This window comes from Pseudomonas brassicacearum subsp. brassicacearum, from assembly GCF_008801605.1.
In the GTDB taxonomy this organism is placed as follows: domain Bacteria; phylum Pseudomonadota; class Gammaproteobacteria; order Pseudomonadales; family Pseudomonadaceae; genus Aquipseudomonas; species Aquipseudomonas brassicacearum.
Map to the genome: position 1 here is coordinate 420257 of NZ_VZPJ01000003.1, position 14209 is coordinate 434465.

The 14209-nt window shown below is 60.3% G+C and carries 13 protein-coding genes; 4 read left to right on the forward strand and 9 right to left on the reverse strand.

The genetic code is table 11. The features are described from left to right. Positions 1-78 precede the first annotated feature (78 nt). From F7R20_RS10475 to F7R20_RS10485, 4 genes are all read right to left on the reverse strand, one after another. Complete coding sequence (locus F7R20_RS10475; protein WP_003205432.1) at positions 79-2628, reverse strand: LuxR C-terminal-related transcriptional regulator; 2550 nt, start codon at positions 2626-2628, stop codon at positions 79-81. A gap of 67 nt (positions 2629-2695) precedes the next feature. Then, entirely contained in the window at positions 2696-2863 is a 168-nt protein-coding gene (locus F7R20_RS31620) for a hypothetical protein (RefSeq protein WP_155252599.1), read from the reverse strand. 65 nt (positions 2864-2928) lie between these two features. Then, positions 2929-4296, reverse strand: coding sequence for a DUF1329 domain-containing protein (locus tag F7R20_RS10480; protein WP_003205434.1), 1368 nt, complete (start codon positions 4294-4296; stop codon positions 2929-2931). 22 nt (positions 4297-4318) lie between these two features. Next, positions 4319-6112 (reverse strand): DUF1302 domain-containing protein, encoded by a 1794-nt coding sequence (locus F7R20_RS10485; protein WP_003205436.1) that lies wholly within the window; start codon positions 6110-6112, stop codon positions 4319-4321. 656 nt (positions 6113-6768) lie between these two features. Between F7R20_RS10485 and F7R20_RS10490 the strand changes: the two genes are divergently transcribed. Next, on the forward strand, positions 6769-7533 hold the full coding sequence (locus F7R20_RS10490) for an N-acetylmuramoyl-L-alanine amidase (protein ID WP_003205438.1): 765 nt from the start codon (positions 6769-6771) through the stop codon (positions 7531-7533). Between the two features lie 44 nt (positions 7534-7577). On the opposite strand, the gene F7R20_RS10495 is transcribed toward F7R20_RS10490, so the two are convergent. The 4 genes from F7R20_RS10495 to F7R20_RS10510 all read right to left on the reverse strand — a co-directional run bounded on the left by F7R20_RS10495 (position 7578) and on the right by F7R20_RS10510 (position 10951). Next, entirely contained in the window at positions 7578-8489 is a 912-nt protein-coding gene (locus F7R20_RS10495; protein WP_003205439.1) for an SDR family oxidoreductase, read from the reverse strand. A 188-nt stretch (positions 8490-8677) separates the two neighbouring features. Further along, entirely contained in the window at positions 8678-9580 is a 903-nt protein-coding gene (locus F7R20_RS10500) for an alpha/beta fold hydrolase (RefSeq protein WP_003205441.1), read from the reverse strand. Then, entirely contained in the window at positions 9580-10362 is a 783-nt protein-coding gene (locus F7R20_RS10505; protein WP_003205442.1) for a class II aldolase/adducin family protein, read from the reverse strand. Before F7R20_RS10505 ends, F7R20_RS10500 begins: the two co-directional genes overlap by 1 nt. A 133-nt stretch (positions 10363-10495) precedes the next feature. Then, entirely contained in the window at positions 10496-10951 is a 456-nt protein-coding gene (locus tag F7R20_RS10510) for a flavodoxin (protein WP_003205444.1), read from the reverse strand. 153 nt (positions 10952-11104) lie between these two features. Here F7R20_RS10510 and F7R20_RS10515 point away from each other — a divergent pair, with 153 nt between their 5' ends. Next, positions 11105-11578 carry a PAS domain-containing protein gene (locus tag F7R20_RS10515; protein WP_003205446.1) on the forward strand — a complete coding sequence of 158 codons (474 nt, stop codon included), beginning with the start codon at positions 11105-11107 and terminating at the stop codon, positions 11576-11578. Between the two features lie 54 nt (positions 11579-11632). Further along, positions 11633-12238 carry a hypothetical protein gene (locus F7R20_RS10520; protein WP_003205447.1) on the forward strand — a complete coding sequence of 202 codons (606 nt, stop codon included), beginning with the start codon at positions 11633-11635 and terminating at the stop codon, positions 12236-12238. A 54-nt stretch (positions 12239-12292) separates the two neighbouring features. Here the strand turns inward: F7R20_RS10520 and F7R20_RS10525 are convergent, their stop codons facing one another. Next, positions 12293-13252, reverse strand: coding sequence for a MerR family transcriptional regulator (locus F7R20_RS10525; RefSeq protein ID WP_003205448.1), 960 nt, complete (start codon positions 13250-13252; stop codon positions 12293-12295). 220 nt (positions 13253-13472) lie between these two features. Here F7R20_RS10525 and F7R20_RS10530 point away from each other — a divergent pair, with 220 nt between their 5' ends. Continuing rightward, positions 13473-14033 (forward strand): antibiotic biosynthesis monooxygenase, encoded by a 561-nt coding sequence (locus F7R20_RS10530; protein ID WP_003205450.1) that lies wholly within the window; start codon positions 13473-13475, stop codon positions 14031-14033. The last annotated feature ends 176 nt before the right edge of the window (positions 14034-14209 follow it).

Here is a 14209-nt window from a genome sequence, read left to right on the forward strand (position 1 = left end):
CTCGCCGTTATACACAGGCCAGCGCGTGACTGTAAAAAAGGCAAGTGTAAGCGCGCGTGAAGTGTCGAATCATTGCATCTAACCCATCACGCCCATGACCTTGGCTTTTGCCACTGCCTGCGTACGCCGCTGCACGCCCAACTTGCTGTGGATTCGCCGCGCATGGGTTTTCACCGTGTGCAACGAAATGAACAGCCGTTCGGCAATCTGTTGGTTTGAATGACCTTGCGCAATCAGCTCCAGGACCTCCAGTTCGCGATGACTGAGCAAGGTGTCCTCGGCGCTGGCGGGCGGCTCGACCTGCTCTGCCGATTGTGCCCAACGTACCAGCTCCGGCTGGCGCAAGCGCAGCTCGCACAAGGCTTGCTGGGCCCGCCAGCAAGTGACTCGCTTGAGCCCTTCTTGCAGGAGTATCCGGGCCTGGGAGCGATCGCCGGACAACCAGACAACCTCCGTCAACACCAGCTGCAGTTCGGTTTCCAGGCTGTGCATTTCACTCTGCTGTGCCCGGGCGATCATGGCTTGCAGGCGCGCCTGCGGCTCCTGTGCCCGCTGCAGGTAAACCTCGGCCAGCACCAGCAGGTATTCAAGTCGTGCAATCAATTCCAGGGTCGCGGGAGGCGCATGCTTGGCCTGCGGCCCGTGAAAATGGCGCAAGACGCGGGTCAAGGCTTCATGGGCCAGTTCCGCCCGCCCCTGTTGCAGCCAGAACTGGCAGCTGGTTTGCAGCAACACACCACGGTAAACGGTGTCGGGGATGTGCCGCTGCTGCATGATCCGCTCGGCATCGCGCAGTTGCATGAAGGCCTCGCCATAGTCGCCCTGGTTGGCAGCCAGGCTGGCCTTGCCGAGAAAGCCATAGAGCACTTGTTTGTCCAGGCTGTGCAGGCCCGTTTCCAGGCCCGTTTGAAACTGCTCGGCGGCGCGCTCTTCAAACCCCATGCGCAATGCCAGGCGCCCGCGCCGCAGGGCGATACGCCCCAACAGCGGGGAAAAGTCCTGGCCTGGTTTATCCAGCAGCGCCTGGACGGCGGCCAGCAGATGATCGGCCCGGTGAGGCGCGCCACGTTGTTCCAGGACTTGGGCGTGGTCCAGTTCCAGCAATCCTTCGAATACCAGTGAACCTTGCGCACGCGCCAGGCACAGCGCCTGGCGGTTGATCCGATGCGCAGAAGCCAGTTCGCCTTCAAGCAGCGCCTGCTGCGTGAGCCCACCCAGGCACAGCACCCGTTGGGCCCAGGCCTCGGGGTCCAGGCTGGCCTGGGCCTGGAGGAAGTGCTCGCGCGCCTGTTCGCCATCGCCCGAGAGGTGCAGCAACCAGCCTCGCAAGACCTGCCACCTGGCCAGCAGCTGTCGCTGCTGGCAGGCCGAAGGCTGCGGCATGAACCTGGCCAGTTGCTCGATGCACGTCGACGCCTGGTCGAAGCGTCCGGCGAACAACAGCGCAGCGGTGACCAACCCCACCGATTGCGGCGTACAGAGGGTCAGCGCTTCGCCTTGTTGATCGTGCAGGCCCAGCAACAGCACCACGTTGCGACGCTGCAAGACGTGCTCGAAGCTCAAATGCTGCAAGAAACTGACGGCAGTCTCGAACTCCTCGGCCAACATGGCTTGCTCGAACGCCATTTGCCAATCCTGCTCGGCAGCAAACCACTGGCAGGCCCGTCGATGCCAGGAACGCCCCTGCGGCCAGGGTTCTTCACGTACCAGCCGGGCCAGGGCCGGAAAAATCTGCAACCAGTCCGACGTCTGCTCCCATGGCTCGATGAAACATCCCAGGTCCAGTAGCAAGGGCAAGCATTGCGCGCCCACGGTGTCGCCGAACAGATGCTCGCACAGCCGGGCATTGAAGCGCGGCAGATGCGCCAGCACACGCCAGGCCTGCGCCAGATCCGGGGTCAGCGTGCTGAACAATTCGTACTCCAGGTAGTCGACCAAGGTCCCCGGCCGTCCCGGCGTTGCATGACTGCGCGCCCATTCGCAACGCTCCAACAGCGTGATGCGCACCCCGGCACACCAGCCGCCACTGCGCTGGATCACCTCGTGGGCAGTCCGGGCAGCCTGGGGATCGGGCAGATGACGCAGCAATGGCAGGACATCGTCAGGGGTGAAGAACAATGCCTGTGCATCGAACTCGTGCAACTCGTCATCGAGCAACAGTCGCGGCCAGTTGCAGTGGGGACGGCGGCGGCTATTCAGCCACAGGTGCAACGCCGGACTGCTGGTGTTCAACAGACGGTCGAGCAACTGGTCCAGTTCGGGATTCGGCACTCGGCAGTAGTCATCCAGGAACAACCACGTGGGTGTCTGCAAACGCGCCAGGTGGGCCAGCAGTCCCGCTTCATCGAGCATCGGCAGCCCGAGGGCCTGGGCCAGGCGCTCGCACATTTGCACCGTGCTCAACGCCGCACCCCCCAGTGGCAACCAATGCAGCCGACACCCGGTGGGAGCCTGCAGGAAGCACTCGGCGAACAATGCACTCTTGCCACTGCCCGCTGGCGCGCAAAGCAGTTTTACTCGCGCTTCGGACGTCAGCAGCGGCTCGCTCAGGGACCGCCGCGGCACGTGCGTCGAGGACAGGCGAGGCAACAATCCTGGACGGTCCGGACACGGGGTCATGGCGGTCATGTGTGCAGATCCTGTTTATTGTTATCTCACCACCCTAGTCCTGTGTCGCCGAGCTTTGGAGAAGTATTCAGCGCGCTGATTGGCGCCCATAAAAAAACGACCGGCAGGGGCGCTGCCGGTCGATCACGATCATCAAGTCAGGCACAACCTTGTGGGCAAAGGATTCACTGTGGGAGCAAGGCTTGCCCGCGATGAACGATAACGCGGGCAAGCTTTCGAACAGCGGTGCGGCCATCGCGGGCAAGCCTTGCTCCGACAGATAAATCCCTTTGCCACAGTTATCTTTCCAACAGTCAGACCTTACCGAACCCCGGTCGAACGCAGCGCTGCCGGCGTGTAGTCGGCGGCCCTGGCCTCGAAGCCGTACTCGTAGCTGTGCTTCTCTTCGTTCTTCATGCCCAGGGCGATGTAGCGGCCGGCGATGATGTCGTAGAGCGCCTCGAGGGTGTAGCCCGGGTTCTGATGGTCGTAGTAGAACTGGGCATGACCTTCGGCCACCCGCCACAGTTGGCCGCGACCGTCGTAGTGATCCACCAGCGCCGCCTGCCAGCTGTCCTCGTCGAAGTACATGTGGCGCTTGGCATAGATGTGCCGCTCGCTAGGCTTGACCGTGCCGACCACTTCCCAGACCCGGTGCAATTCATAGCGAGTCAGGTCCTGGTTGATGTGGCCGGCCTTGATCACATCGTCGTACTTGAGGCTTGGCGAATCGAGCTTGTAGCTGTTGTACGGGATGTACATTTCCTTTTTGCCGACCAGCTTCCAGTCGTAGCGGTCCGGCGCACCGGAAAACAGGTCGAAGTTGTCGGAGGTGCGCAACCCGTCGGCGGCGGTGCCCGGGCCGTCGTAAGCCACTTGCGGGGCACGACGCACCCGGCGCTGGCCGGCGTTGTAGATCCAGGCCAGGCGCGGTTCCTTCACTTGGTCGAGGGTCTCATGCACCAACAGTACGTTGCCGGCCAGGCGCGCCGGCGCAGTCACCTCCTGCTTGAAATAGGTCAATACGTTGCTGGCCTTCTCCGGGTCGGCATCCTTGATCAGGAACGGCACGGCAATTTCTTCTTCAAAGCGGATCGGCGTGAAGCTGCCATTGGTCTGCGGCGTAGCCTGGGTGATGATGCGCCGCAAGTTGCCGCCGTGGTAACGGGTGACGTGGTTCCAGAGCACTTCCACGCCGCTCTTGGGAAGCGGGAAGGCGTAGTAGCGGTTGCCAGTGAAATTGGCCAGGCCATTGCCGTCGTTGATGGCGTTCACGTTGAGGGCGCTGCGCTTGGCCGACTCGTAGATTTCCGGCGGCAGGCCCACGCTGCGGTGGGTCGGATAGACCGGGATCTTGTAGGTTTCCGGGTAGCGCTTGAACATCGCGACCTGGCCTTCGGACAGCTTGTCCTTGTACTTGTCCACGGTCGCGGCGGTGATGGTGAACAGCGGTTTTTCATTGGCGAACGGGTCGGCCAAAAAACCCTTGCTGTCCACGGCACCGGCGTTTTTCGGGATACCGCCGGTCCAGGCCGGAATCGAGCCATCGGCATTGCCGGCTTTTTCCGCGCCCAACGGCGTAAGGCTGGTACCCAGTTTATTCGCTTCATCCGGCGAGACCGCCGCCATCACGTTCGCGGCCAGCAGGCTCAGGGCCAGGGCACCGCATTGCAGGATCATCTTGCGCATTGGGTTTTCCTTGTCAGCCAGATCAGAAGTTCACGCCGAAGCTCAACGCGAGGAAGTCGCGGTCTTCGAGAACGTTGTAATCGCCGCCAAAAAAGTCGGTGTAGCTCAGGCTGGCGGTGTAGGTGTTGCGGTAGTCGGCATCGACACCGACGCTGATAGCCTTGGCGCCTTCGTTGAATAAACCGTTAGGGCCATAACCGGCCACGTCGTGGGACCAGGACACATTGGGCTTGAAGTTCACACCACCGATCACGTTGGAGTAATCGAGAATCGCCCGGGCGCGATAGCCCCAGGAAGTCGAAGTGACAAAACCATCGGTGTCACCTCGGAAGCCATATTGGCCATAGACCGAATCTCGGCCGTAACGCAGCTTGTCCTTGGACTCCAGGCCCCCGACATGCACCACCGCCGCCTCGCCGACCAGGGTCAGGCGATCGGCACCCAGTACCTGATCGACAAAATGCGTCAGGGTGCTCTGGACCTGAGTGATTTCCTTGCGCCGGTAGCCGGTGTTGTCCGCACCCGGCGTGGTCGCGATGGGCGACGCCGCGCCACCGGCAATCGGGTTGACCAGGGCCAGGGTCAGGTCGTTGGTATTGACCTGCACCGGTGCGTTGGGGCGGTAGCTGATTTCCCCGGTCCAGGCGGTGCCGGTGGGCAGCGTGGTGGAGAAACTGGCGCCGTACAGGCGGATGTCTTCGGGGTATTCAAGGTAATACTGACCGCGTCCCAGCATGACGCTTTGCGCCAGGCCGCTGCCGCTGCCTGGGGCCAGAACGTTGGCAATCGAGATCATTCCCGGCAAGGCTGCCAGCGTAGAGGAACCTGCGGTGATGGTGCCAACAGTAGGCGTGCGGCTGTGGTAATTCATGAAGTAGAGGCCGTACTCGGTATCATCGCCGAGCCAGCGCAACGCGGTACCCCACTGGCCGGAGTCACGGGCATCGCGGTCGCCACTACGGGGAATGACCACGCCTTCGCTGGACACCTGGATGCCCTGGCCGAATGCCTCGGTCAATGGCACGAACGGCGCAATCGCCGGGCTGCCCACGGTGTAGCCACTGGTGCAACCATCGGCAACCACGTCATTGCCGAAGAAGGTGCCGCAGTTATCCACAACCGTCTGGTCCCACTCCAACTGGTAGAAACCTTCGACGGTGAGCTTGTCGGTCAGGCCCTGGGAGGCGAACAGCATGTTCACCGGGATCAGGCCTTCCTTGATCTCCGCACCGGGACGACGGAACGCGGACACATCCACCGGGTTGATGCTGTTGATCGAGTTGCCGATGAAGGTACTTTCCCCCCAACTGACCACCTGCTTGCCGGCGCGCACGGTGCCCGGCAAATCGGCGATGGAATAGTTGTGATAGACAAAAGCATCGAGAATCTGCGCCCCTGAGGACTTGGCGCCTTCCTTGCGATTGCTGTCGCTGATGTCCTTGAACTCGCGGTTCTCGTCCTTTAGCTCGAAGTCATACCAGTACTTGCCGCGCACGAACACGCCGGTATCGCCGTACTTGAGTTCGAGGTCGTGCAGGCCTTTGAAGATTTTGGAAAAGGTCTCGCCTTTCTTGAAATTCAGCCGCCCATCATCACCGGTGGAGGATTGGCCGCGACCGCCGTTGACCGTGCCAACCAGGTCCTTGTCGGCATCGCGCATGCCCCAGCTTGCGCCCACGGACAACGACGAATCGAACTGACCCTCGATCTCGCCAATGTTGAATGAAACGGCCTGCGCCTGGGCACAGCAACCCAAGGCCACCGCGACGGCCAGCGCCTGCGGCTTGAAGATGGCGCGCATTGTTATTGTTGTCATGCGTCTTCCCCGGTGAGTGACAGAGGCTTCACCCTACTGCCGCGCGCCATGGGCGATAAGCGCACCAAGGAGGTATTCGCGCTGTACCTAAAAAGGATTACAGCCCATGCGGGACGGGCCTTTGCGCCGTGCATGGATGGACTGGATGATGGGTCATCAGCGCCGCGCATACTCATGCCCAGTATTCGACTGTTACGCGCCCTGCAACGGTGCATGTCCGGATCCGGGCTGTTTCCCGCAAGGCTCGATGCCTATGCTGGCCGGGCTTTCAGGGTAACGGGCCTGCAAGCACAGCCTCATGGCATCCCTCATGCCTGGCACACCGTCTTCGGATGGATTGGCGTCTCGGTCCATCATCCCGTGTTTACCGACGTTGGTTTGTAGCTCCTTTGCAACGTCACGCTTAGGCCGCTGCTTTTTGCAGCGGCCTTTTTTATGTGGTTTATTTTCCCCGGATGAGTTTTTCAGGCGGTTGTTTAGTTATCCAAGAATCGCTTCTACCTTCTTACTTCTATGAACAATCAATTCCTAGACATCCAAATGCCTGCTCCTACAACAAAGCAGGAAACTCACTACAAGCCCATGAAAAATCCACTGGTAGGCTGAAAGTCAGTCGCAGCATTCTGCTTCGATTTTAACTTAGTGAAGTTTCCACGATGCCAATCAACTACAACAGCTATCGATCAAAAAAAGGCTACAACAGCCGAATTCGTTTCCTGGTTTTCCATTACACCGCAGCTAACTTCTCATCCTCCGTCAACGCGCTGACCGGCGCCTCCGTCAGTGCCCACTACTTGATTCCGGACATCACCGACCCAAGCTATTTGAACGCGGGTTTCAACGACCAACAGATTTTCAACCTGGTGGACGAAAACCAGCGCGCCTGGCACGCAGGAGTGAGCAGTTGGGGTGGCCGAACCAATCTGAATGACACTTCGATTGGCATTGAAATCGTCAATCGCGCCACCGATAACCAAGGGCAGTTCAGCTTCCCGCCGTATCAATCCCGGCAGATCGAGGCGATCGAAGTCGTGGCGCTGGACATCCTCAAGCGTTATCCCGACATCAGCCCCGTCAATGTGGTGGGGCATTCGGACATTGCCGCTGGCAGGAAAAGCGACCCGGGCCCGATGTTTCCCTGGCAGGCGTTGTACGCCAAAGGCATCGGCGCCTGGTTTGATGAGCCCACGCAGAAGGCGTACAGGGAGGTGTATCAAGGCAACGGATTGCCGACTCGTGAACAACAACTTGGACTGTTCAAGAAGTATGGCTATGACACGTCGGCCGCCACGACGGACACAGGTTTCCAGCGCCTGGTGCGCGCCTTCCAGTTGCACTTCCGTCCGGCCAGATATGACGGGGTGATGGATATTGAGACCGCCGCGAACCTGGCGGCCTTGGTGAAAAAGTATTGCCCATGAGCACGGTTGTCGCGGCTGACGGCAACCGGCCCGGGCAATGAAACCTAAATGGCGTGGCGTTGCAGATTCGCCATCATTTCCTTCAGCGCTTCCAGGTTGTCGTTCGGGTGTACGGCATTTTCGAAGTCGCAGATCTGCTGCCAATGGGCGGCGACGTCTTCGGGTGAAAAACCTTTGCGCGGATCGAAGCCCGCCCCCAGGCTGCGCTCCCAGCGCACCTTGCCCATCCAGCCGCCGCCCACTTCGAACAGGCCGGAGGTTTCCTGGCAGGTCTCACTGGCCAGGTACACCACCAGCGGGCTGACGAGTTCGGGCTTGAGTTGTTCGAATACCTGCGGCGGGATCAGGCCTTCGGTCATGCGCGTGCCGCCGGTGGGGGCGATGGCATTGACCAGGATGTTGTTCTTGCGGCCTTCGATGGCCAGGGTCCGCGTCAGGCCATAAAGGCCGAGCTTGGCCATGCCGTAGTTGGATTGGCCAAAGTTGCCGTAGATGCCGGAGGTGGAAGCGGTGAAGATCACCCGCCCGTAGTTTTGCTCACGCAGGTGCGGCCACGCGGCGCGGGTCACCTTGTAGGCACCCTCGACGTGGACGCGGTAGACCAGGTCCCAATCGGCGTCGTCCATTTTGTGGAACGTTTTGTCCCGCAGGATCCCGGCGTTGTTGACCACCACATCGACGCGACCGAACGCGTCCAGGGCATTTTGTACCAGTTTGTCGCCATCGGTCACCGAGTCGTGGTTGGCCTCGGCGATGCCACCCGCCTTGCGGATTTCGGCGACCACCCGGTCTGCTGCCGAGGCGTTGGCCCCTTCCCCTTGAGCCGAGCCGCCAAGGTCGTTGACCAGCACTTTCGCGCCTTGTCTGGCGAACAGCAGCGCATGGGCGCGGCCCAGGCCCCCGCCGGCTCCCGTGACGATCACGACTTTATCTTCGAAGCGCACAGACTCACTCATGGCAGAACTCCAGCAGGCGGACAGGACAATGGGCACGAGTGTCCGGCACAAGTTGGCCGGTCACAATCAACACGGTTGCAAGTGAATGGTGGCCGATAAGGTGAGGGGATGATGCAGGCCCAGGCCACGGCGGCACATTCGATTTCCGGCGCCGCTATCGCGAGCAAGCTCGCTCCCACAGGGTGTCGTCATGAACAGGCCATTTGTCTGCGCGGCGCGACGATGGCTTCGCGAAACGCCAGGTAATGCTGGAGTACCTGCACCGGCGCCTCGGTGTGTGGGTAATGACCGATGTCGGGCAACAACACCGTGTCCGGGTTCGGGATCAGTGCCTCGTAGCGCGCCACCATGTGTTCACCGGAAATCGGGTCGACCGCGCCGTCAATCACCCGCAACGGCACGTCGCCGCGCCGCATCGCCTGCACCCAACGATCACGCTGCACGCGGCGTTCGGGAATATAGGCGATGAGCTTGTGCATGATCCGCGGGCCACGATGGGCTTCTATCAGGCTCCAGAAATCATCCAGTTCGCTTTCAGTGGGGCCGGTCCTGGGACCGAAAATACGCCGAAAGCTACTGACCAGGCTTTCCCGGGAGAACGCCCGCCCCAGCAGCCAGCCCAGGGGGCTGAGCAAGAGTTTCTGGGCCCAGACCGGACGATGGGTTTCCGGGAACAGGCCGCCATTGAGAAAGACACAACTGGCGAGGCGGATGCGCGCTTCGTAGTGCCGCGCCAGCAGCTCCTGGGCCACGCTGTCACCGTAATCGTGGGCCAGCACATGCAGCGCGCCCCTCACATTCAGGTGCGCCAGCAAGGCCTGTTGCAGATCGGCTTGCTCCAGCAGGCTGTAGACGTGATCCGTCGGTTTGGCGGAGTCGCCGAAACCGAGCATGTCACACGCGATCACCCGGTAGCGTTGCGCCAACGGTTGCCATAGGTAATGCCAATCCCAACTGGCGGTGGGAAAACCGTGGATCAGCAGCAGCGGCTCGCCCTGCCCGGCCACCCAGTAACGGATGGCATGACCACGGAACATGAAGATCTGGCTGCGCTGGCGCCAGATACGCAGGGGAATCTGGGCCAGGGCCATCAACTTCTATACCCGGCATCTTGTTGATCGAGCTTGCGCAATAACGCCGGCCAGGCCAACGCGCCGCCCATGCCCTGGGCGCTTTTGGTCACCCCGGCGATCATCGCCCGGGCGCCAGCCAGGATCTGCGGTTCGATGGCAATCAGCTCGGCCCCGCCGCTCTGCGCCAGGACCTGGATGTCACAGGCCCGTTGAAAGGTGAACATCATCAGGAAAGTATCGGCGATGGTCCCGCCGCAGGTCAGCAAGCCATGGTTGTGCAGCATCAGGAAGTTGCTCTCGCCCAGGTCCGCCTGCAGGCGAGCCTTTTCTTCGTGATTCAAGGCCACCCCTTCGTAGGCGTGATAGGCCAGGCTCGACAGCACGAACAGCGATTGCTGGCTGATCGGCAGCATCCCCTGCTTCTGGGCCGATACCGCCACCCCGGCTGCCGTGTGGGTGTGCAACACACAGGCCACATCATGGCGCACCTCATGCACCGCGCTGTGGATGGTGTAGCCGGCCGGGTTGATCTCGTAGGGGCTGTCCATCAACTTGTTGCCGGCCTGATCGACCTTGACCAGGCTCGAGGCGGTGATTTCATGGAACATCATCCCGAACGGGTTGATCAGGAAATCCTCGGTACCGGGAACCTTTGCGGAAATATGGGTGAAGATCAGGTCATCCCAACCATGCAGCGCGACAAGCCGATAACAGGCGGCAAGGTCCACCCGGGTTTGCCATTCGGCCGCACTGACCTGATCCTTGATGCTGAGTGTCGTTTGGATGGGCGCTACGCTCACGGCTCTGACCTCTGGTTTCTTATATGTCTCGATCGAAACGTCGTACGCAAGAAAATCAGTCTAGTCAGCTCTTTCAGAGGCGGTAGTTGCGTTGGCAGCCAGCTTACTGGCCGAACGAGTCAGCGCATCCGCTTCAAGGGCGCAACGTATCGATCAACTCAGCGAGCCATGGCTCGGCGTCGGTTTCCGGCGTGACGCTTTCGCTGGCATCCAGACGCAGCATCGGCAGCACCTCGCGTACGCCCAATTCGACGAACAGCTCGCACATCTGCTCGCCACCGGCGCAGAAGGTATCCCCATAGCTGGCGTCGCCCAGGCCGATCACCGCGCCAGGCAAACCGCGAAAGAATCCGGGCAACTGGTCGCGGATGACCGAATACAACGGCATCAGATTGTCCGGCAACTCCCCCATACCGGTGGTGGAAGTCACTGCCAGCACGGCCTCTGGTGCGAATGCCTGCACATCCGCCAGGGTCGCACGCGGGTCGTGCCAGGCTTCGAAACCTGCCTCGCGAAGCAGTTTGGCGGCGTGCCGGGCGACTTCTTCGGCGGTGCCATACACCGAGCCGGAAAGAATGGCGACTTTCATCAATCTGATCCTGAACCTGAAAAAAGAGCCGGAATAGTAACAGTTGCACCTGTCCGGCTGCGAATGGCTCTCAACGGCCCCAATGGCCAGTGGACAGCCTATCGATTTCTTTTAGAATGCTGATCCTACAAGGATGTTCAAAGGGTTCTCCCCATGATCAACGCTCAACTGATGCAACTGGTCATCAATGCTTCGAACGACGGGATTGTCATCGCCGAAAAAGAAGGTGAAGACAATATCCTGATCTACGTGAACCCGGCCTTCGAACGATTGACCGGTTATCACCGCGACGAAATCCTTTATCAGGATTGCCGATTCCTGCAATCGGGTGATCGGGACCAGCCTTCGCTGGAGCTCATTCGCAAAGCCTTGAAAGAGGGTGGTGCCTGTCGTGAGGTGCTGCGCAATTACCGCAAGGACGGCACGCCGTTCTGGAATGAGTTGTCACTGTCCACGGTAAAAAACCAGGCTGACGGGCATACCTATTTCGTGGGTGTGCAAAAAGACGTCACGACCCAGGTCAAGGCTCAACAACGCGTCGCCCAACTGGAAAAGGAGCTGGCCGACGCACGGGAGACCATTGCCCGACTCGAAGCGACGAACGGTTCAAACAAACCCACGAATTAATGGTCAGTCACTACAATCACCAGTGAACACGTAAATTATCATTTCGAGCAGATCATGCAGCGCGATGCCCTCCTGACGCAGGATGAACTGGATTTCATCCGGACCATGCAACACAACCCGCAGCTGAACGAGCGGGATGTCACGTCGAGCTTGCTGGTAAACGGTGGGTCGCAGATCCGTGACTTGCTGACACGTCTGGCGGCAAATGAGCAGGTTACGCTGCAAGCCAGTTTCGAAAACCAGCAAATGACCTTTCCGCTGCATCTGGTGGAAGACGAATTCCATGCGATGCACCTGCGCCTGGGTGTGCCGAGCATCTACGAAGACGGACCGAAGATACGCCCATGGCGCCTGGCGCTCGAAGAGCCGGTGGCGCTGGAAAATATCAAGGGTCAGCCGGGACCGCTGTGGGTCCACGAAGTCTCCTGCAAAGGCGTATTGGTAGAGAACCGCAGTCGGACCAAACCGCCGAAGCAGTTTGCCTTGTGGTTCAGCCCATCAGGCTACGAGAGAATTTCGTTGCGAGGCAGCTTCGAACGGGAAACCGATCGCGGTCTGTTTGCCTACCACCTGAACCAGAATGACCAGGACGAGACGGAGCGCCTGCGCCAGTACATCCTGCAGCAACATCGCCTGACCCATCCAACCATGCATCTCTAGTGTCCTGTTTCGCAAATACGTTTCTTTTTGACAATGTGATACAGGACACTCCATTCAGGTATCCAGATTGCCCGCAATGAATTGACGCAGGCGCTGGCGCATCACTGTCCCCTCACTCCCCAGACAACCGATCGAGGACCCGACAAGGCTCTCCTGTGCCAGATCGGATGCTTCACCGGCCAGCATCAACGGGCAATCCAGGCTCATTGCCAACTTCCCCAAGCGTTTAGGTAGATCGGCCGCTGGCGCATGATTGGAAACCAGCACCAATGCCACCGGCTGGATCTTCTGGCACACCAGGGTCAGTTCCTCGAACGGCAGGCCGATCGACAACAGCCTGACGCCGACTTCCGCCTTGGACAGGAACAGCCCTGTAACCAGCAACTCCAGTTCATGGCAATGATCGGCAATCGCGCAGACCAGAACACGCGGCGACGCACCTTCGCGCTTGAGCAAGAGCCGCTGGATGATGCGCGAACGCAGGAAACCATCAAGAAACACCCATTCGCTGGCTTGCCCGAACGTCTGCTGGCGTTGCAATAGCTGTCGCCAAAGCGGCATCAGGATGTCCTGGAAGACGATTGGCACGGTATAGGTGGAAAAGACCTGCCCGTAGACGCGATCCAGCTCCACATCGTCAAAGTTGCTAACCGCGTCCGCCACCTGTTGTTGCCAGCGGGCATGATCGGCCCTGACCAGATCGGAGGAGATCAGCGTGGAGACCGGTTGCACCGACTCGGTCTTCGCCAGGATCTTTCCCACTTTGCTGACGGCCACCCCGCGCTCTATCCAAGCCAGGATGCTGCGCACTTTTTCAATATCGCCCAACGAGTACAGGCGATGCCCGCTTTCGGTGCGGGTAGGTTGGATCAAACCGTAGCGCCGCTCCCAGGCGCGCAGGGTCACGGGGTTCACGCCGGTCATGCGCGCGACTTCGCGAATGGGAAACAGGTCTTCCCGCTTCAAGGCACCTGATGCCTGGAAAACGAAGCCATCCTCTGTGATCACACTCATTTTGGCAGGCAATTCCGACTGGCAAATTGGATCCTAGTTTACCCCTCCCAGGACATGTCATGACAAGGATAAACGTACTCGATGTGCGGTTTTGTTGTTTTATGCGCAATCGGGAATAATCCTTGCCTGTTTTTTGGCGACCAGACGCTACCCACCACCCCGGGGCGTCCCTCGCGAACCTCCTACCCGGAGTGCCGCGCCTGTCTTACGGAGATACATGATGTCTACCTCACCCGTCACCTTGATGGTTGCCCGCCGCGTCGCCAATGGACGCTATCAGGACCTGATCGCCTGGTTGCGCGAAGGCGAACAACTGGCAACCGACTTTCCCGGCTACCTGGGTTCCGGCGTGCTCGCCCCACCGCCCGAGGACGATGAATTCCAGATCATCTTCCGTTTTGCCGACGAGCAGACGCTGCACGCCTGGGAACACTCGGCCTCGCGCACGGCCTGGCTGGGACGGGGCAGCGATCTGTTCGCCCATCCCTCCGAACACCGGGTGCGTGGCATCGATGGCTGGTTCGGTGCGGTCGGCCAGCGTCCTCCACGCTGGAAACAGGCCGTGGCCATCTGGCTGGCGTTCTTTCCCGTCTCGCTGTTGTTCAATTTCCTGTTGGGGCCGCTGCTGGGCGAACTGGGCCTGTTGAGCCGCGTGCTCATCAGCACGCTCATGCTGACGCCGCTGATGGTCTACCTGTTTATCCCGATGTCGACCCATCTGCTGGCGAACTGGCTCAACAGTGCGCCGCAGCGGACGTTGCCGACTACGCAGAATCATTGAAGCCGCCAGCCCAGACTCATGGGCGACAAAAAACCTGTGGGAGCGAGCTTGCTCGCGATGAGGCCGGTATATCCACACCAGGTGTTGGCCGTCAGTCCGCTATCGCGAGCAAGCTCGCTCCCACAGGGGAACTCTGGATTCACCTTTGGACATAGGAGGCGCCCCGCGTCGCTGTT